The 19,620-nt window shown below is 55.8% G+C and carries 19 protein-coding genes; 4 read left to right on the top strand and 15 right to left on the bottom strand.

The window, feature by feature from the left end; genetic code table 11:
* Window positions 1-14: 14 nt before the first annotated feature.
* Window positions 15-122, top strand: coding sequence for a protein YohO (locus J4728_RS06165; RefSeq protein ID WP_001261696.1), 108 nt, complete (start codon window positions 15-17; stop codon window positions 120-122).
* On the opposite strand, the gene J4728_RS06160 is transcribed toward J4728_RS06165, so the two are convergent.
* The 5 genes from J4728_RS06160 to bglX all read right to left on the bottom strand — a co-directional run bounded on the left by J4728_RS06160 (window position 103) and on the right by bglX (window position 6,326).
* Entirely contained in the window at window positions 103-834 is a 732-nt protein-coding gene (locus J4728_RS06160; protein ID WP_000824854.1) for an ABC transporter permease, read from the bottom strand. The two genes, J4728_RS06165 and J4728_RS06160, sit on opposite strands and share 20 nt — an antisense overlap.
* Entirely contained in the window at window positions 818-1,765 is a 948-nt protein-coding gene (locus J4728_RS06155) for an ABC transporter ATP-binding protein (protein WP_000569166.1), read from the bottom strand. The genes J4728_RS06160 and J4728_RS06155 overlap by 17 nt, the downstream gene beginning before the upstream one ends.
* Window positions 1,758-2,927 carry an ABC transporter permease gene (locus J4728_RS06150; protein WP_208211416.1) on the bottom strand — a complete coding sequence of 390 codons (1,170 nt, stop codon included), beginning with the start codon at window positions 2,925-2,927 and terminating at the stop codon, window positions 1,758-1,760. Before J4728_RS06150 ends, J4728_RS06155 begins: the two co-directional genes overlap by 8 nt.
* A gap of 3 nt (window positions 2,928-2,930) precedes the next feature.
* On the bottom strand, window positions 2,931-3,848 hold the full coding sequence (locus J4728_RS06145) for an ABC transporter substrate-binding protein (protein WP_000155876.1): 918 nt from the start codon (window positions 3,846-3,848) through the stop codon (window positions 2,931-2,933).
* A 180-nt stretch (window positions 3,849-4,028) separates the two neighbouring features.
* Window positions 4,029-6,326 carry a beta-glucosidase BglX gene (gene bglX / locus J4728_RS06140; RefSeq protein WP_000871554.1) on the bottom strand — a complete coding sequence of 766 codons (2,298 nt, stop codon included), beginning with the start codon at window positions 6,324-6,326 and terminating at the stop codon, window positions 4,029-4,031.
* A gap of 266 nt (window positions 6,327-6,592) precedes the next feature.
* Here bglX and dld point away from each other — a divergent pair, with 266 nt between their 5' ends.
* Window positions 6,593-8,323: a D-lactate dehydrogenase gene (gene dld, locus J4728_RS06135; protein WP_208211415.1), complete on the top strand. Its 1,731-nt coding sequence runs from the start codon at window positions 6,593-6,595 to the stop codon at window positions 8,321-8,323.
* Between the two features lie 57 nt (window positions 8,324-8,380).
* On the opposite strand, the gene pbpG is transcribed toward dld, so the two are convergent.
* Window positions 8,381-9,328, bottom strand: coding sequence for a D-alanyl-D-alanine endopeptidase (pbpG, locus tag J4728_RS06130; RefSeq protein WP_000911555.1), 948 nt, complete (start codon window positions 9,326-9,328; stop codon window positions 8,381-8,383).
* Between the two features lie 165 nt (window positions 9,329-9,493).
* The gene (locus tag J4728_RS06125) at window positions 9,494-10,081 is read right to left on the bottom strand and encodes a Yip1 family protein (protein WP_001017057.1); all 588 of its coding nucleotides are present in this window, start codon (window positions 10,079-10,081) and stop codon (window positions 9,494-9,496) included.
* Between the two features lie 158 nt (window positions 10,082-10,239).
* Here J4728_RS06125 and J4728_RS06120 point away from each other — a divergent pair, with 158 nt between their 5' ends.
* The gene (locus tag J4728_RS06120) at window positions 10,240-10,809 is read left to right on the top strand and encodes a DedA family protein (protein WP_001523476.1); all 570 of its coding nucleotides are present in this window, start codon (window positions 10,240-10,242) and stop codon (window positions 10,807-10,809) included.
* Between the two features lie 48 nt (window positions 10,810-10,857).
* Here the strand turns inward: J4728_RS06120 and J4728_RS06115 are convergent, their stop codons facing one another.
* Together J4728_RS06115 and mdtQ are read right to left on the bottom strand one after the other, a co-directional pair.
* Entirely contained in the window at window positions 10,858-11,619 is a 762-nt protein-coding gene (locus tag J4728_RS06115; RefSeq protein WP_000169608.1) for an SDR family oxidoreductase, read from the bottom strand.
* Between the two features lie 65 nt (window positions 11,620-11,684).
* Window positions 11,685-13,121: a multidrug resistance outer membrane protein MdtQ gene (mdtQ, locus tag J4728_RS06110; RefSeq protein ID WP_001081458.1), complete on the bottom strand. Its 1,437-nt coding sequence runs from the start codon at window positions 13,119-13,121 to the stop codon at window positions 11,685-11,687.
* Window positions 13,122-13,438: 317 nt separating this feature from the next.
* Here mdtQ and yohP point away from each other — a divergent pair, with 317 nt between their 5' ends.
* Window positions 13,439-13,522, top strand: a complete 84-nt coding sequence (gene yohP / locus J4728_RS24255) for a small membrane protein YohP (RefSeq protein ID WP_000698460.1) — start codon at window positions 13,439-13,441, stop codon at window positions 13,520-13,522.
* Window positions 13,523-13,579: 57 nt separating this feature from the next.
* On the opposite strand, the gene dusC is transcribed toward yohP, so the two are convergent.
* From dusC to J4728_RS06075, 6 genes are all read right to left on the bottom strand, one after another.
* Window positions 13,580-14,518 (bottom strand): tRNA dihydrouridine(16) synthase DusC, encoded by a 939-nt coding sequence (gene dusC, locus J4728_RS06100; RefSeq protein WP_001264839.1) that lies wholly within the window; start codon window positions 14,516-14,518, stop codon window positions 13,580-13,582.
* A 108-nt stretch (window positions 14,519-14,626) separates the two neighbouring features.
* A complete protein-coding gene (locus J4728_RS06095; protein WP_000150103.1) occupies window positions 14,627-15,820 on the bottom strand; it encodes a 3-hydroxybenzoate 6-monooxygenase in 1,194 nt (397 codons plus the stop codon).
* Window positions 15,821-15,834: 14 nt separating this feature from the next.
* The gene (maiA, locus tag J4728_RS06090) at window positions 15,835-16,479 is read right to left on the bottom strand and encodes a maleylacetoacetate isomerase (protein WP_000781183.1); all 645 of its coding nucleotides are present in this window, start codon (window positions 16,477-16,479) and stop codon (window positions 15,835-15,837) included.
* 8 nt (window positions 16,480-16,487) lie between these two features.
* Entirely contained in the window at window positions 16,488-17,189 is a 702-nt protein-coding gene (locus J4728_RS06085) for a fumarylacetoacetate hydrolase family protein (RefSeq protein ID WP_000170626.1), read from the bottom strand.
* 15 nt (window positions 17,190-17,204) lie between these two features.
* The gene (gene gtdA / locus J4728_RS06080; protein WP_208211413.1) at window positions 17,205-18,242 is read right to left on the bottom strand and encodes a gentisate 1,2-dioxygenase; all 1,038 of its coding nucleotides are present in this window, start codon (window positions 18,240-18,242) and stop codon (window positions 17,205-17,207) included.
* A gap of 11 nt (window positions 18,243-18,253) precedes the next feature.
* On the bottom strand, window positions 18,254-19,612 hold the full coding sequence (locus J4728_RS06075) for an MFS transporter (protein WP_208211411.1): 1,359 nt from the start codon (window positions 19,610-19,612) through the stop codon (window positions 18,254-18,256).
* Window positions 19,613-19,620 lie beyond the last annotated feature (8 nt).

Here is a 19,620-nt window from a genome sequence, read left to right as displayed (position 1 = left end):
ATAAGGAGTACATAATGCGCGTAGCGAAAATCGGGGTGATCGCCCTTTTCCTGCTGATGGCTATTGGCGGTATCGGCGGCGTGATGCTGGCAGGTTACAGTTTTATTTTGCGTGCCGGGTAAGCGCGCGCGTCAGCCTTTCAAACAGGCGATCGATAATGATCGCCGCCAGCGCCACCAGCAGCGCCCCCTGGATAACATAGGCCGTATTAAAGCCGCTAAGCCCGATAATGATCGGCGTGCCTAACGTACTGGCCCCCACCGTTGAAGCGATGGTCGCCGTACCAATATTGATAATCACCGAGGTTCGGATGCCCGCCAGAATCACCGGCGCGGCCAGCGGCAGCTCAACCTGATACAACTGTTGGCGACGGCTCATTCCCATACCGCTGGCAACGCTCATCACGCTGGCAGGCACCGCGCCCAGCCCGGCCAGGGTCGCCTGCAGGATGGGCAACACCCCATACAGGATCAAGGCGATAATGGCCGGTTGCTGACCAAAACCCATGACGGGTACCGCGATCGCCAGTACCGCGACCGGCGGAAAGGTCTGCCCGACGGCGGCGATAGTCTCCACCAGGGGACGAAACTCTTTCCCACTTTCTCGCGTGACCGCAATCCCTGCGCCGACGCCCACCACGACGGCAAACAAACTTGAGATGCCCACCAACCAGAAATGGGCGAGCGCGAGGGCGGCAAAACTCTCCTGTTGGTAGACCGGGCGCGGTAAATCGGGAAACAGCGCGGCGAAGAACGGCTGGCTATAAGGCAATCCAAACAGCAGAAGCAAGAACAGAACAATAAGCCAGAGAAGCGGATCACACAGTCGTTTCACGGGGGGACGTCTCCGAAAGCAGATCGCGGAAATGGAGCGTACCGCAGGGCTCGCCCTGCTGATTCGCCACCGGCAGGACGTCGCACCGACGGGCGACAAACATCGATAGCGCATCGCGTAGCGTCATCTCTTCCACCAGCGCGTCGCCGCTGAGCTGTTCATGCCGACGTACATAATCGCCTACGCTACGTAACGAAAGCAGCCTTACGCCCAGCTCGCTGCGGCCAAAAAATGCCTGCACGAAATCATTTTCCGGCGAGGTCAGCATAGAAAGCGGCGATCCCTGTTGGATAACGTGGCCCCCGTCCATCAGCACCAGATGGTCGGCGAGGCGTAGCGCCTCGTCGATGTCGTGCGTCACCAGTACGATGGTGCGCCCCAGCAGCTGATGAATGCGGGTCATCTCCTGCTGCAATGCGCCGCGCGTTACCGGATCAAGCGCGCCGAAAGGCTCGTCCATCAGCAATACCTGCGGATCGGCAGCCAGCGCCCGCGCAACGCCGACCCGCTGCTGTTGCCCGCCGGAAAGCTGATGCGGATAACGATCGCGCAGCGCGCTTTCCAGACCCAATAATGCCATCAGTTCATCAATACGATCGTTAATCCGCGCACGCGACCACTTTTGTAGTTGCGGTACGGTGGCGATATTTTGCGCCACCGTCCAGTGGGGAAAAAGACCGATAGACTGAATGGCATAGCCCATGCGACGGCGCAGTTCAAGCACCGGCAGGCTGCGGATCTCTTCCCCGGCAAAACGGATCGTTCCGCTATCATGCTCTACCAGCCGGTTAATCATCTTCAGAGTGGTCGATTTCCCCGAACCGGAGGTGCCAATTAACACCGAAAAGCTGCCTTCGCTAAAGTGCAAATTGAGGTCGCTAACAGCCTGTTGATCGCCGAAGGTTTTACTGACATGGTTAAATTCAATCATCGGTTGCTCCCTTCAAAAACGCGATCCATAAATCAAACAGCGCGTCGATCACTACCGCCAGCGCAATCACCGGAATGACGCCCAACAGGACTAAATCAATGGCGCTGCTCAATAGCCCCTGAAACACCAGCGCGCCGAAACCTCCCGCGCCAATCAGCGCGACGACGACGGCCATTCCCACTGTCTGGACCATTACTACCCGCAGGCTACGTAAAAAGACCGGCAGCGCCAGCGGCAGTTGCACATGCCTGAAGCGCTGGCCGCTACTCATTCCCATTGCTCTTGCGCTCTCCAGCACATCGCGCGGCACCTGATTGAGCCCGGCGACCACGCCGCGCACCAGCGGCAATAACGCATAGAGCACCAGCGCTATCAGCGCAGGCGTCATGCCGGTTCCCGCGACGCCGAATTCGGCAAGCCACGGAAACTGTTTCACCAGCCCGGCCAACGGCGCAATCAGCAGGCCAAACAGCGCGACGGAAGGGATAGTCTGGATCACATTCAGCACGGTAAACACCGGCCCCTGGCGTGAGGCGGAAAAATAACACCAGACGCCCAACGGTAGTCCGATCGCCAGCGCCGGCAGCACCGTGCCCGCCAGTAACATTAAATGTTGCACCAGCGCGGCATCGAAAACATCCTGGCGGTTGGTATACTCTTTCAGAAGCGAGAGGTTGTCGAACGTGCCTGAAAACAGCAGCGCCAGCGGGACAATGACAATTTGCGCGTGCAGCAACCAGCGCCACAGCGGCCCAACGGTAATACGGCGGATCGCATCGCTACAGGCCAGCAGCATCAGACTGAGGCCCAGCCACAATCCACTTCCCAGACTGGTACGCGCCAGCGGACTGCCCTCCTGCGCCAACTGGGTCGCCGCCCTGCCGACTCCCCACAGCATGACAATAAAAAGCGTCTGCGCCATCATCAGCGTCAGTACGCTACCGCGTTTACCGGGCACAAAGCACAGCGTAAACAGCGCGCATCCCGCGCCAGTCAGCATCCAGATGGTCGCCGGCCAGCTCTCCCATAACTGGCGCCCCTCGCCGCTCACCAGACGATTCGGGGCGTAATTAATGAAAGGCAGCGCGACAGCAAGCAGGGCCAGAACAACCAACAGCAACAGCACACGATTAACCGTGATTTTTTTGGCAGCATCACTCACAGATTACTTCACCCACCCTTTTTGTCGGAGGTAATCTGCGGCGACTTTTTTCGCATCCAGCCCTTCTACGGCGATTCTGGCATTCAACTGTTGCAGCGTTTTCTCATCAAGGCTGGCGAAAACGGGCTGCAGCCAGTCGGCTATCTGCGGATAGGCCTGTAACACCGATTCACGCACTACCGGCGCGGGGGCATAGATAGGCTGGACGCCTTTTGGGTCGCTCAGGGTTTGCAGACCCAGCGCGGCGACCGGGCCGTCGGTGCCATACGCCATCGCGGCGTTAACGCCGGATGTTTGTTGCGCGGCGGCTTTGATCGTGACCGCCGTATCGCCGCCCGCCAGCGACAAGAGCTGGTTCTGATTCAAGGTAAAATCATAGGCTTTTTCAAATGCCGGCAGCGCATCCGCCCGTTCGATAAATTCCGCAGACGCCGCCAGTTTAAAAGTGCCGCCCTCTTTCAGATAACGGCTGAGATCGGCAAGCGAGGAGAGTTTATTTTTTTCCGCGATGTCCTGACGTACCGCGATGGTCCAGGTGTTATTTGCCGGCGCAGGCGTCAACCAGACCAGCTTATTCTGCTCCGCATCCAGTTTTTTGACTTTCTCAAAGCCTTGCTTTGCATTTTTCCATGCCGGATCGTTTTCATCTTTAAAAAAGAACGCCCCGTTACCGGTGTATTCCGGATAGATATCCAGCTCTCCGGCGGTAATCGCGCCACGAACGACTGGCGTCGTCCCGAGCTGAATTTTATTGACCGTTTTAACGCCGTGGCTTTCCAGTACCTGCAAAATCATGTTGCCGAGCAGCGCGCCTTCGGTATCAATCTTTGACCCGACCGTCACGGGCGATGCCGCCTGTAGAGGTAAACTCACCGTCGCCAGCAACGCCAGCGAACTTACCCATAGCTTTGAGATCGTCATGATGCTTTCCTCATCCTTTTACGGCCTTTTTCAGAGACTTGAGAAAAAAGCATAGTTGAAAAGTCTGCGTTTAACCTGGGATTTTCTGGCAGTTTAAGTGACGTGGCAGGCAATAAAAGGGGGGACAGGAAAAGCCATTGCCAGACAGGGCGCAGCTATCGCGCCCTGTTGACGGCAGGCTTACAGTAGCTCGAACGATCCTTGTTTAACGCGAGCGGAATCCACGCCGATAAAGACGTTGAACTTGCCGGGTTCCGCGTCATATTTCATCTGCTGATTCCAGAACTTCAACGCCTCGATGTCAATCGGGAAACTCACGGTTTTACGTTCGCCAGGCTTGAGGGTGATTTTTTCAAAGCCTTTTAATTGCTTCACCGGGCGGCTCATTGATGCCGTGACATCCTGTAAATACATCTGGATGACCGTTGCCCCTTCGCGTTTACCGGTGTTCGTGACCTCTACGCTGGCCGTGACTTTGCCGTCGCGTTGCATTGTCGGTGAGGAGAGCGTGACGTCAGACACCGTAAATGTGGTGTAGCTCAGACCGTAACCAAACGGATAGAGCGGGCCATTTGCTTCGTCAAAATAACGTGAGGTGTATTTGTTTGGCTTTTCAGGATTATACGGGCGTCCCGTATTGAGATGGCTGTAATAGACCGGAATTTGTCCCACCGAACGCGGGAAGGAGATCGGCAGTTTGCCTGACGGGTTGTAATCGCCAAACAGCACATCGGCAATGGCGTTGCCGCCTTCCGTCCCGGCAAACCAGGTCTCCAGAATCGCATCGGCCTGTTGATCTTCTTTTACCAGCGCCAGCGGTCTGCCGTTCATTAATACCAGTACCAGCGGCTTACCGGTGGCTTTCAGAGCGGTGATTAAGTCGCGCTGACTCTGCGGAATGGTGATATTGGTACGACTGGAGGCTTCATGCGCCATCCCCTGCGACTCGCCTACCACTGCGACCACTACATCGGCCTGTTTCGCCGCCTGCACCGCCTCATCAATCATCGCCTGCGGTGAGCGCGGATCGATTTTCACCGCCTCTTCATACAGGTTTAAGAAATCGACGATATCTTTATCGTTAGTGATATTCGCCCCTTTGGCATAGAGGATCTTCGCCCCGTCGCCGACGGCATTTTGAATACCCGCCAGCACCGTCACTGACTGATTCGCGACCCCAGCAGCAGACCAGCTTCCCATTACATCACGTTGACTGTCGGCCAGCGGCCCAACAACGGCAATGGTGCCCGATTTTTTCAGCGGCAGCGTTTCCAGCCGGTTTTTCAGCAGTACCACACTTTCCCGCGCCACTTCCCGTGCCTCTTTACGATGCAGGCGGCTTTCGGCATTGGTGTCCACCGGGTCGCTCTCTTTCGGTCCCAGATGGCTATAGGGGTCGTTAAACAATCCCATGTCATATTTTACGTTGAGCACATGGCGCGTCGCGTCGTCCAGTTCCGCCATCGTCACTTTGCCCGACTTAATCAGACCCGGCAGATATTTGCTGTAATACTCATCCGCCATGCTCATATCCACCCCTGCCTTTAGCGCCACGCGCACCGCATCTTCCGGGTCGGCCGCGGTGCCGTGTTTAATCAGTTCTTTAATAGCGCCGTGGTCGGAAACGGTAATTCCCTTAAAGCCCCACTCATCGCGCAGGACATCTTTCAATAGCCAGGAATCTGACGTCGCAGGCGTGCCGTTCAGCGAGTTCAGCGCCACCATCACCGCGCCGCTCCCCGCATCCAGCCCCGCTTTGTACGGCGGCATGTAGTCATTAAACAGACGCTGGGAACTCATATCCACGGTGTTGTATTCTTTACCGCCTTCAACGGCGCCATAGGCGGCAAAATGTTTCACGCTGGTCATCACCGAGTAGCGGTCCGCCGGGCTTTTGCCCTGCATCGCTTTCACCATGGTTTCGCCCATGATGGAGGTTAAATATGTATCTTCGCCAAAGCCTTCGGAGGCGCGTCCCCAACGCGGATCGCGGGAGACATCCACCATCGGCGCCCAGGTCATATTCAGGCCGTCGTCCGCCGCTTCATACGCCGATACGCGTCCTACGGTTCTTACCGCATCCAGATTAAAAGAAGAAGCCAGACCGAGGCTTATCGGGAAGACGGTTCGCTGGCCGTGTACCACGTCATAGGCAAAAAAGAGAGGAATTTTCAGGCGGCTCAACGCCATCACCTGATCCTGCATTTGACGGATATCCTGGCGGGTGACGGTATTGAAAATCGCCCCTACCTGCCCGTCTTTGATCATCTCGCGAATCGCTTCTTTCGGGTTATCAGGGCCGACGCTAATCAGACGTAACTGACCAATTTTTTCATCGACAGTCATTTTCTTGAGTAAATCGGTGACGAACGCGTCGCGCGCTTCGGGCGTCAGCGGGTGATTGCCAAACAGGTTTTCCGCCAATGCTGGCTGCATCGCCAGACTCACAGCAACACCTACTGAACATAACCATTTCATGTTGAGTCTCTCTTTATCTTTATCCCGACGAGGCGGTAAAAACAGAATAAAAACCGCAGTTTGCCATAAGCCTAAACGCGAGAGGAGAAGAAAGCGAAGGTTATTCTCCTAATTTTCCGCACAGTCAAATACGCAACCGCCAGCAAATGGTATCAAGGCGGCAAATGAATACCACCAACACAGAGACAATTTGAATGAGAAAGCGTATTGTCATACCAAGCGCTATGCTTAACGCTGATATTTTGTCCCACCACAAGGAGTGGAGAATGTCTTCCATAACAATGACTGATAATAAAACGTTCCTGAATGAGCTGGCCCGCCTGGTAGGCCATTCTCACCTGCTGACAGACCCCGCCAAAACCGCCCGCTATCGCAAGGGTTTCCGTTCCGGTCAGGGCGACGCGCTGGCCGTTGTTTTCCCGGGTTCATTACTGGAACTGTGGCGTGTGCTCAACGCCTGCGTTAACGCTGACAAAATTATTCTGATGCAGGCCGCCAACACCGGTCTGACGGAAGGCTCCACGCCGAACGGCAACGACTACGATCGCGATATTGTGATTATCAGCACCCAGCGGCTGGATAAGCTGCACTTACTGGATAACGGCCAACAGGTTCTGGCCTGGCCCGGTACGACGCTCTATGCGCTGGAAAAAGCGCTTAAACCGCTGGGCCGTGAACCGCACTCGGTGATTGGTTCGTCGTGTATCGGCGCGTCGGTCATCGGCGGCATCTGTAATAACTCCGGCGGCTCGCTGGTGCAGCGCGGCCCGGCCTATACCGAGATGTCGCTCTTTGCCCGTATTGACGAGCAAGGCAAACTGCAACTGGTCAATCATCTGGGTATCGATCTTGGGCATACCCCGGAGCAGATCCTGAGCAAGCTGGATGATGAACGGATTAAAGATGAGGATGTGCGTCACGATGGTCGTCATGCGCACGATCACGACTATGTGACGCGGGTACGAGATATCAACGCCGATACGCCCGCCCGCTATAACGCCGACCCGGACCGTTTGTTTGAATCTTCCGGCTGCGCCGGAAAACTGGCGGTTTTTGCCGTTCGCCTTGATACCTTTGCAGCGGAAAAAAATCAGCAGGTTTTCTATATCGGCACCAATCAGCCCGCGGTACTGACTGAAATCCGTCGGTATATTCTGGCGAGCTTCGACAATCTGCCAGTGGCGGGAGAATATATGCATCGCGATATCTACGATATTGCGGAGCAGTACGGTAAAGATACCTTTCTGATGATCGATAAACTCGGCACCGACAAGATGCCATTCTTTTTCACGCTAAAAGGCCGAACCGATGCGATGCTGGAAAAAGTAAAATTTTTCCGTCCGCATTTCACCGACCGCGCGATGCAGAAATTCGGCCATCTGTTTCCCAGCCATCTGCCGCCGCGAATGAAAAACTGGCGCGATAAATATGAGCATCATCTGCTGTTAAAAATGGCGGGAGACGGCGTCGCAGAAGCGCAACGCTGGCTGAATGAATTTTTTAAATCCGCTGAGGGCGGTTTCTTCACCTGTACGCCGGAAGAAGGCAGCAAAGCCTTCCTGCACCGCTTCGCCGCTGCTGGCGCAGCGATTCGTTATCAGGCCGTACACGCTGATGAAGTGGAAGATATTCTGGCGCTGGATATCGCTCTGCGCCGCAACGATACCGACTGGTTCGAGCATCTGCCGCCGGAAATCGACAGCCAACTGGTACATAAACTCTATTACGGTCACTTTATGTGCCACGTTTTTCATCAGGACTATATCGTGAAGAAAGGCGTCGACGTCCATGCGCTGAAAGCGCAAATGCTGGAGCTGTTGCAGGCGCGCGGGGCACAATACCCGGCGGAGCACAACGTTGGACATCTGTATAAAGCGCCGGAAACGCTGACGCGTTTTTATCGGCAAAATGACCCGACCAACAGTATGAACCCCGGTATCGGCAAAACGAGTAAGCGGAAATTCTGGCAGGAAAATACGCCCGACGAAACGCATTAACACCGTGCGGTTTACCGTGAAGCCCGGCGGCGCGATGCCTGCCGGGCCTGCGGCGACTTAATCGTTCTGTGCGGTTTGCGCTCCGGCACTGGCGCTGGCTGCCGCCATTTGCGCGGCTTTTTGCTTTTTATAGCTCAGCGCGGCAGCCGGAACGGGCATGACTTTACCGGTTTCAATCCATGTACGCAGGCGGCTGGCGTCCGCAAAGTGGGTATATTTGCCGAACGCGTCCATGACCACCAGCGCGACCGGTTTGTTATTGATCACGGTACGCATCACCAGGCAATGCCCCGCCGCATTGGTAAATCCGGTTTTCGTTAACTGGATATTCCAGTTATCACGGTAGACCAAATGGTTGGTATTGCGAAACGGCAGCGTATACGCCGGATGCGAGAATGTCGCCATGTCTTCGCGCGTGGTGCTTAGCTGGCCAATCAGCGGGTATTGCTTCGTGGCAATCAGCAATTTTGTTAAATCCCGCGCGGTCGAGACGTTATGAATCGACAGCCCCGTCGGCTCAACGAAGCGGGTATGCGTCATGCCCAGCGCTTTCGCCTTCGCATTCATCGCTTTAATAAATGCGTTATAACCGCCAGGATAATAGTGCGCCAGGCTTGCCGCCGCACGGTTTTCGGATGACATCAACGCCAGCAGCAACATATTTTTGCGGCTAATTTCGCTGTTCAGGCGCACGCGGGAGTAAACCCCTTTCATTTCCGGCGTCTGGCTGATATCGACCTTCAGTATTTCATCCAGCGGCAATCGCGCGTCGAGCACGACCATCGCCGTCATTAATTTGGTTATCGAGGCAATCGGACGCACCAGATCCGGGTGGTTCGAATAGATCACTTTATTGGTGTTGAGATCAACAATCATTGCGCTACCGGAGGCAATCTCAGGTTGAGACGCCGCGGTTGTCGCTGCCGTTTTCGCCACGGCCTGCGGGGCAAAAGGTACGGCCAACATCAGAGCAAGGCTCAGGAATGAAGCTCGGAATTTCAGCATGATGAGATTTCTGATAATGATTCACGCGCGTCGTAACGCACACCGCCTGAGCTAAGATTATACTCAAGCTAGCAGTGGCATCATAGCGGCACGCCAGCGTTGCCGCTACAGAAGAATCGTCAGCAAATGCTGCATTGCTGGCTTTTGCGCCAGCCCTTTTTCTCATCAGAACAGGCGGTAGCCGTATCCCCACAGGATCACGGTGATCGCCAGTAGCACCTCCAGGACCAGCACGCCGATAGCGAGCGTCGAACTGGAGAAGCTTAATCCTTCCTCTCTATTAATGTTAAGGAAAGTCGGAATACCCAAATACAGCAAATAGCCGGTGTAAAAAAGCGCGACAGCGCCGACCAGTGCGCATAGCCATACCAGGGGATAGAGCGCCACCAGACCACTTAAAAACAGCGGCGTCGCGACATAGCCGGCAAAAACCATACAGCGCGCAAGCGATGGCCGTTGCGGATAGTTTCGCGCCATCCACCAGATGACGCGTCCCATCACCGCGACGCCCGCCAGCATCACGCCGTAGAACAAGACCGCCAGCGCAAAAGCGGTAAACAGCGAGAGTTGTAACACGTTGCCGTCGCCAAAATTCCAGCCGATTTGCGTCGTGCCGATAAAGGCGCAGACGACGGGAATCGCCGCCATCAGCAAAACATGGTGCGTATAGTGATGCGAAACGGTTTCGTTTTCGCTTTTGATCACCTGCATTTCCCGATCGGGATGGGAAAAAAGCCCCCATACATGGTTCATACTGCCCCCTTCTGCTGCCTCAGATGCCAGTATGTTCAAGTATAATTCAGTTTCTGGTTATTTTATGAACAATAGCGAAATAGTCTCCGGCAAAACGTCGGCTTTGCCGCGCACGCCTCTTGTCAGGGTGTATGCTTAATGCCGGAGGTGGTTTACGCATGGATATCAACACGCTTATTACGCATTATGGCTATGCGGCGCTGGTTATCGGCAGTATGGCCGAAGGTGAAACCGTTACCCTGTTGGGGGGCGTCGCGGCGCATCAGGGATTGCTCAAGTTTCCGCTGGTGGCGGCGGCTGTCGCGCTGGGAGGGATGATGGGCGATCAGCTACTTTATCTGTTAGGACGATGCTATGGCGGGAAGATCCTGCGTCGTTTCCCCCGTTATCATACGAAGATTCGTCGCGCGCAGAAAATGATCCAACGCCATCCGTATCTATTTGTGATCGGCACGCGTTTTATGTACGGCTTCCGGGTGGTTGGCCCGCTGCTGATTGGCGCCAGCCGCCTGCCGCCTAAAATTTTTCTGCCGCTGAATATTGTAGGCGCGCTGATCTGGGCGCTGCTGTTTACCACGCTGGGATATCTTGGCGGCGAGGTGATCGCGCCATGGCTGCACGACCTCGATCAGCATCTCAGGCACGGAGTCTGGCTGATTCTGGCCATCGTCCTGGTGGTGGGCGTGCGCTGGTGGCTGAAAAGACGCGGCAAAGCGGAGGCCCGTTAAACCCGATGGTATCCGGATGGCATAACGCCGCCATCCGGCACCCGGCGTTTATTTTGCGTTGAATTGCGGATTCGCCAGCATAAACCCGCCGTCGACAATCAGCGACTGACCGGTGGTGTAGCTTGCTCCTTCCGAACACAGCCAGGCGACGAGGCTGGCTATTTCATGCGTAGAACCTGGTCGGGCGATAGGGATCGAGGGTTCCGATCCCGGCTCAATGTCGCTGTCATCCATATCATTCATCGGCGTGGCGATAGCGCCTGGCGCGACGGCGTTGACCAAAATATGATGCTCAATCAGTTCCAGCGCCATGGATTTAGTCAATCCGCCCAGCGCATGTTTCGCCGCGGTATAGGCGCTGGCTTGCGGAAGCGGCGTATGCTCATGGACGGAGGTGATGTTGATAATGCGCCCTCCCTCTCCTTGTTTAATCATATGCCGGGCGGCGATCTGCGCGCAGAGAAACGCGCCGTCGACATCCACGGTAAAAATTTGCCGCCACTGCGTAAACGGCATATCAATAAACGCGGATTTGGTCATCGCCCCGGCATTATTGACCAGCACGTCAACGCGCCCCAGGCGCTGGATAAGATGTTCAATGGCCTGCGCGCCCTCGGGTAACTGGCTCAGGTCAAGATGAATGGTCTCTGCCCGCACACCAAACTGCGCCGCTTTTTTCGCCGTCTCCTGCGCGCCGCGTTCATCGGAATGCCAGGTGATACCAATATCAAAACCGTTTTGTGCTAATAACAACGCACACGCTTTGCCAATTCCCGAATCTGATGCCGTTACAATTGCGACTTTGGTCATATTCCTCTCCGGATGAATCATACACAGCCTAAGTATAGGAACCCTGTCTGAATCATCCGGAAAAATCAGGAATGATAACCGCCGCCCAGCGCGCTGGTAAGCTGAATGGAGGCATCCAGCCACTGGCCCTGCAACAGCAAGCCGTTACACTGCTCGCGCAGTGCCGGGATTTTGGCCTCGCTCACGCGGGAACCCGCAATAATACCGGCATTAAAGCGCGCTTGCGCCAGACCGACCACACGCTGCGAGTCATGCTCAATCTGCTGCTGATGCTGATTTTTCTGCGCCAGCGTCTCTACCTGACTGGCGGCGCGCGCCACATCATTAACCGCATCTACCACCGCTTTGTTGTAGTTGGCGATAGAAAGGTTGCTTTGCGCTTTGGCGATATCGAGGTTGGCATTCAGCCTGCCGCTGTCGAAAATCGGCAGCGTCAGCCCTCCGGTAATGCCATATTGCTGTGCGGAATGGCGGAACAGATCGCTCAGATGTAACGCATCCTGCTGTAAAAAAGCCATCAGATTGATATCGGGATAAAACGCGGCCTTCGCGGCGTCAATGCTGCTCAACGAGGATTCAATGTACCAGTGCGCGGCCTGTAGATCCGCCCGGCGCGCCAGCAACGAATAGCCCAGTTGCGACGGTAACTGGCTTTCAACGGCGGGGAGACTCACCTGACGCAGCTTGAGCGCCGCCGATTGCGTATTGGTTAACGCGCTGAGCCGCGCTTCAATAACCTTCATTTTACCGTTAACGTCATTCAACTGCTGCTGGGTTTTGCTGGCGTCGATATCGGTCTCGACCCCTTCAACAGAAGAAGTAATGCCGTGTTGATACAGCTCCCGGTTTACCGTCACCACGTTTTGCTGCTCATGCTCGATTTGCATCAGCACATTTTTCAGCGCCGCCTGCGTCTGCCACTCCCAGTAGAGTCGCGCCACGCCGCTTGCCAGCAGTTGTCGGGTCTGCTCCTGCTCCGCTTCGCGCGCTTTGACCGCCCCGATCCGCGCGGTAACTTCAGCGCGGTTTTTCCCCCATAAATCCAGATCCCAGCCCGCCGTCAGGCCGAATGTACCGTTGGTATACCACGGCCCGGTCGTTCCCGCCGCGGGGTCGGTAATCGCGAATGGCCCCATCAGCCCTTCCGCTGACATTCGCTGGCGCTCAATGTCAGCGGAAAAGTCGAGCTGCGGGCCGTCCTGCGCCTCAACCGCTTTCGCCTGCGCTTCCGCCAGTTGAATACGCTGTTCAGCCACCTGCATATCCGGCGAATGCTGTATGGCATTATCAATCAGCGCGTCAAGCTGCGCATCGTGATACGCCTTCCACCACTGGCTATCCGGCCAACCGTTTTTCAATGCCGCCGGCAGGCTGGAATCAACATGAGAAGAGGGCGTCTGCTGGGTCAGCGACTGGCGGGTATCGTGCATAGGGGCGCAGCCCGCCAGCAAAATAAAAAGCGGTAAGCTCGCTGTCGCGGCAAGGAAAGAATTACGATTCATGGAGGTGTTCTGATAAAAAAAGGTGCGCAGAGAGTACGTCTTACGGCGATCTATTTTTTAGTTACGCGTGGCAATACATCATCAGACAACAAAAGACATATTTTGAAATTTATATGATTAGCAAATAATTTCATGCAATACATTTTTTGATGTGATATTTCAGTATAAAGCCCCACTAACTCGTTAATAAATGAACAATTTTGCTGCAATACCCGCCAGCAGCCTTCATGAGTTAAACGTCGCCGCGCCCAACAAGGCAGCAGATGGCTTAATACTTTCCTATACTTTGTTTGTATTTACCAATAAAGGGACAAACAATGAAAATTCTTTTATGGGCAATCTTAATTATTTTTCTGATTGGGCTGTTGGTGGTAACGGGCGTGTTTAAGATGATTTTCTGATTCCTGCGCCGGGCAGTGATAGTATCTGCCCGGCACACGTTCTGGACGCTGTAGAGATTAGATTTTAATAGCCTGAATCGCCCGCGCAATCTCGGACGAACGGTTTAACGCCCGAATCGACTGAAAGAGTTCCGTCGCCTCAATATATTCCTTACGTAAATATCCCAACCACTGTTTAATACGCGCGACATGATATAAACCGGTATCGCCCTGCTTTTCCAGTCGGGTATATTTTTGTAATAACGTCACCACTTCCGGCCACGGCATACGCGGTTCGTTATACTTCACCACCCGACTCAGGTTAGGAATATTTAACGCCCCACGGCCAATCATCACCGCATCGCAGCCGCTGGTCGCCATACATGCCTGCGCGCTCTGCCAGTCCCAGATTTCGCCATTCGCGATAACCGGAATAGTCAAACGCTGGCGTATTTCGCCGATCGCCTGCCAGTCGATATGCTCGGCGCGGTAGCCCTGCGCTTTGGTACGACCATGCACCACCAGTTCACTGGCGCCGGCCTGCTGCACCGCATCGGCGATTTCAAATTTTCTATCGCCGCTATCCCAGCCGAGACGCACTTTTACCGTCACCGGCAGATGCGACGGTACCGCGGCCCGCATCGCTTTCGCGCCCTGATAGATGAGTTCGGGATCTTTGAGCAATGTCGCGCCGCCGCCGCTGCCGTTCACCACTTTTGACGGACAGCCGCAGTTCAGGTCCACGCCATACGATCCCAACGCCGTCGCCCGCGCGGCGTTTTCCGCCAGCCACTGCGGATGCTGACCCAGAAGCTGAATACGCACCGGCGTGCCGGACGGCGTGCGGCTGGCGTGATGCAACTCCGGGCAGATGCGATGAAACACTTTTACCGGCAGCAGCTGATCCACCACGCGCACAAATTCGGTGATGCAGAGATCGTAATCATTCACTTCGGTCAGCAGCTCGCGCACTAACGCGTCGAGCACGCCTTCCATCGGCGCCAGTAAAACACGCATATCGGTATCCACAGCAAAAAAAGAGGCGCTATCATAACGCCTCTCTGCGATGAGCAAAACTTTTTGCCGGGTGGCGGCGCAAACGCCACGCTACGTCACGTAAAGTGCTCAACGCGGCTCAAGACAGTTATCTTCTTTCCAGCCGTACAGCCATTCGATACCGCGATAAAACGCCTCCTGCGATTTCCCTTTCCACAACAGATTACGCACCTGACGCTCCACCCCGGCGGCGTGATAGAGACGCCCCATCTCGCGGGTAGACCAGACGATACGCGCCGTGCGGGGAATACGCACCGACTCATACAGCGCAAATGCCTGCTGCGCGTCGCCGTCGCAGCGTTCCAGCGCTTTGCCTAGCGTGACGGCGTCTTCCAGCGCCATACAGGCGCCCTGGGCCATATATTGCGCCACCGGATGCGCGGCGTCGCCCACCAGAGTGATACGCTCGGTTCCCCATTTTGCGACCGGCTCGCGATCGGCGGTCGACCAGCGGCGCCAGGAGGTCGGCTTATCCAGCATCTGGCGCGGGCGGGGATGAATGCCGGCAAAATAAGAGAGCACCTCTTCTTTACTGCCGTCTTTCACGCCCCACTCTTCTTGCTGGCGGCTGTGGAATGTCACCACCAGATTGTACTGTTGACCTCCACGGAGCGGATAATGGACCAGGTGACAATGCGGGCCTGCCCACAGCACCGGTGCGTTAATACGTAAATCGTCCGGCATATCGTCGCAATCAATCACCGCCCGATAAACTACATGCCCCGTTACGCGCGGCGCATCGCCGAGTAAACTTTGCCGCACGACCGATTTAACGCCGTCGCAGCCCACGAGAATATCCGCCGTCCAGCTATTTCCCTGCTCATCAAACACCGTAACGTCATCCGGCGTCTGGCGGATATCGACAATATGGGTCGAGGTACGATACTCCACGCCAGGGTGCGTCAGCACCGCTTCCCATACCGTTGCATGAATATCTACCCGGTGAATTACCGCATACGGCCCGCCAAAATGGTCGCGGAACGCCTGCCCGGTTTCAATGCATACCACTTCTTCGGCATTCACGGCATCCATCATGGTAATGTGATCGGTAAACACCGCACGCTGGCGGGCAACATCGCCCACACCGAGACTATCCAGCGCCGAAAAAGCGTTCGGCCCAAGCTGAATACCCGCGCCAATCTCGCCAATTTCGTGCGCTTTTTCCAACAGCATGACTTTTATTCCCTGGCGCGCCAGCGACAGCGCGGTCGCCGCGCCGCCGATTCCGCCACCTACAATAATTGCGCTTGTCACGTGAGTCATGGTCATTCTCCTTTTCAGGCCGGGATTTTATCTTGTTGATTTTCCGGCGCGGCGGCAATAAACGCCGGTAGCTGTACGCAGGCGTCATAAACGGCTTTACAGCGCGGATAGCCTGATAAATCGCAGCCCATCCTGAGCGCATTCGCCCACTGAGGAATCAGGCAGCAGTCCGCAAGTCCTGGCGCGTCGCCCACGCAGAATCGTCCGGACTGACTTTTACGCAATAGCTGCTCTACCGCGCTTAACCCTTGTTGTATCCAGTGGGCGTACCAGCGTTTTTTATCCTCCTCGCTAACCTTCAGCTCATCGGTCAGGTAGCGCAACACGCGCATGTTATTGATTGGGTGTATATCGCAGGCGATAGCGTAGACAATTTCCAGCGCCTGGCTGCGCGCCGGGTCGCTCGTCGGCAGCAGCGGCGTTTGCGGAAAATGTCGGTCCAGCCAGTCGACGATGGCCAGTGATTGCCCCAACGATTCGCCGTCATCAGTGACCAGCGTCGGCACCAGGCCTACCGGATTCATTCGTCGGTAGGCCAGCGCATTCTGCTGGCCGATACGAATATTGACGCCCACTGTCTGGTAATCAATCCCCTTTAACGCCAGCGCAATACGTACACGATAAGACGCCGAACTATTAAAGAAACTGTACAGCTTCATCGTTCACCTCAGACAATTTTCACAGCAATCGGCGTCAGACCTTCTACGTTCCCGGTGATGACATCTCCTTTCACCACTGCGCCCACCCCCTCTGGCGTACCGGTGAAAATCAAATCGCCTGGCTGCAATTCAAAAAAGCCGGACAAATAGCTGATGGTTTCATTCACCGACCAAATCAGATGACGAATATCGCTGCGCTGATGGTCTTCGCCGTTAACCTGTAGCCAAATAGGGGCGTTATCCACATTATGCGTTTCAGCGGCTTTGTGTAATGGCGCAATGGGCGCGGAGAGATCGAACGCTTTGCCAATTTCCCACGGGCGTCCCATCTGACGCATTTCCATCTGACGATCGCGACGCGTCATGTCCAGACCTGTGGCGTATCCCCAGACATATTCATGGGCTTTTTCCAGCGGGATATCGCTCCCCTTTTTACCAATCGCCACCACCAGCTCAATTTCATAATGGTAGTTATCGGTCTGCGCCGGATACGGCAGTTCCAGGGTATCCCCCTCCGCTACCGGGACGACAGCGTCCGCTGGTTTACAAAAGAAGAACGGCGGTTCGCGATCGGGATCAAAGCCCATTTCACGGGCATGGGCGGCATAGTTGCGACCCACGCAGTAAACGCGACGTACCGGAAACTGCTCATCACTGCCCGCCACGGGTACTGTCACCGGGGCCTGCGGCTGGAATACATATTTGGTCATGTTCTCTCTCCCTAATTAATAACGTGCTTCGCGGAACAGCCCCAGGGCTTCCTGAACCGGCTTGTCCGAAAAGCTGAATAACACCGTGTCTTCGCTGCTGCGAAACGACACCTCATGCCAGGTCGGCGCCACAAAAATGTCTTTTGCGGAAAAATGAAAAGTTTCGTTGCCGATAGTGACCTGCCCTGCCCCTTCAACGACGTGGTAGATAGTGCTGTCGGTGCTCCGCGCCACACGCGAGGCAAAGCCTTTTGGCAGCAGTTGCAGGAACGCGCCCATCGACGGCATCGGATAACCGCCGGTGACGGGATTAACGTAACGCAGCTTGTAACCTTCCCACTCATCCGGATCGCCCATACGGGTCAGATCGTGCAGCGCCTCGCGACTGCGGTCGTAACGGTAGTTGAAAATCGGCGACGAGTTCCCGCGCTGGTGGCGCAGCGGCAGCATATTCGCTGCATAGCGCGGCAGATAATCGCCCTCTTTTCGCGTCACCGGCTGCTGATCTTCGGGATAGTCTTCCGCAAACCCACAGCCCAGGAGGTTGACTAACGGCAGATCCAGACCATCCAGCCATACCACTGGCTCTGACCCCGGATTACCATGATCGTGCCAGCGCCACTGCGGCGTCAGGATAAAATCGCCGGTATGCATTGGCGTGCGCTCGCCGTCCACCGCGGTAAATGCGCCTTTACCTTCGACGATAAAACGCAGCGCCGACTGGTTATGGCGATGACTCGGCGCGACTTCGCCGGGCAGGATCAGCTGTAAACCAGAGTATAAGGTCGCCGTGATCGACGACTGACCGCGCAATGCCGGATTTTCCAGCACCAGCACCCGGCGGATCGCCTCTTTCGCGCCAATGACATTGCCGCTTTCCATCAGTAGCGGACGAATTTCCTGATAATTCCAGTAGGCCGGCGCGCAGTTGGCGTTTGGCGTCTGCGGTACCAGGTGATGTAACGATTCCCACAGCGGCGTCAGATTCTGCCCGGAAATATGCTGGTAATACTGCTGACGGCTATCTTTTACGTTCTGATTTATTTCAGACATGGAGATTCTCCTTATTCGTTTACGACGCTGGCACGCGGCAGGTCGTCAGGTACAGAAATCGAAAGGCGGACAACCACCGTCAGCAGGGTAAGCATTACCGCGCTGATAGCCGCCGGAATAGCAATGACAAAAAACAACGTATCGAAAGAGAAATTGAGGGCCATCATCATGCCGCCGGAGAGCGAACCGACAATCGCCCCGCAGCGTCCAATGGCGTTCGACCAGCTCACGCCCGTCGCCCGGCTTTGGGTGGGGTACAGCGTCGCCGTCAGAGCATTAAGCCCGACCTGTGAACCGCTAATACCGATGCCGGTACCAAAAATCGCCAGCGCCATCAGCCAAAGGCCGTTTTCGCTCAGGCCTATCATGACAATGCAAACCGCGCCCAGCGCATAGCTCACCGCCAGTACCCGGAACGGGTTAAGCCGGTCCATCAACACGCCGAGTAACAGCGCGCCAAGCGTGCCGCCAACCTGGAATGCGGCAGTCACCCACGACGCCTGTTGCAGATCAATACCGCGATGGTTAAGTAACGTCGGCATCCAGCTGGAAAGCAGATAGATAATGAGCAGGCTCATAAAGAACACCACCCATAACATCAGGGTAATGACAAGCTGTCGCCCGGCAAAAAGCTGGCGAATACTGCCTTTGGCGATGGCTGCCGTCTCATGCAGAAAGAATTGCGTATCGTGATAGCGCTCGCCGGTAATGGCGCTGACCGTCCGGGCGACAACGGCTTGCGGTAGTTGGCGGCGTACCTGCCAGCGGGGAGATTCCGGCAGCGCGAACAGCAGGCCGAAAAACAGCATCAAAGGCAAGATGCCGCCTAGCGCCAGAATTCCGTGCCAGCCAATCAGCGGCACCAGTTGCGCGCTCACAATCCCGCCCATCGCCGACCCCAGGGTAAAACCGCAGAACATCAGCGTGACCAGCGCTCCGCGTCGACGAGCGGGAAAGTATTCCGACGTCATGGTGATGGTATTCGGCATCGCTCCGCCCAGTCCCAGACCGGTTAAGAAGCGCAGCAACACCAGGGTTTCTATATCCGGCGAGAAAGCGGAAAGCAGGCTCAATGCGCCGAATAGCGCCACGCAAAGCTCAATGACCCGCTTGCGGCCAAAACGATCCGCCAGCGGCCCGCATAGCAGCGCGCCAGCCGTAAGCCCCAGCAGCCCTGCGCCAAACAGCGGCGCAAGTTCGCTGGCGCTTAGCTGCCAGTGAGTACGAATATCCGGGGCGATGAAGCCAATCGCGGCGGTGTCGAAACCGTCGAGCATAACCACCAGAAAACAGCAGATGATAACGCGCCACTGCATTTTGCCGACGGGCGCGGCATCAATAAGGGCTTGTAGATCACGTCGTTGAGTCATAGCTAATG

The sequence above is a fragment of the Salmonella sp. 32070601201500089SM genome, assembly GCF_017573605.1.
In the GTDB taxonomy this organism is placed as follows: Bacteria; Pseudomonadota; Gammaproteobacteria; order Enterobacterales; family Enterobacteriaceae; genus Salmonella; species Salmonella enterica.
The sequence above is the reverse complement of the archived record's forward strand: the minus strand, read 5'-3'. Positions and strand labels throughout refer to the sequence as shown.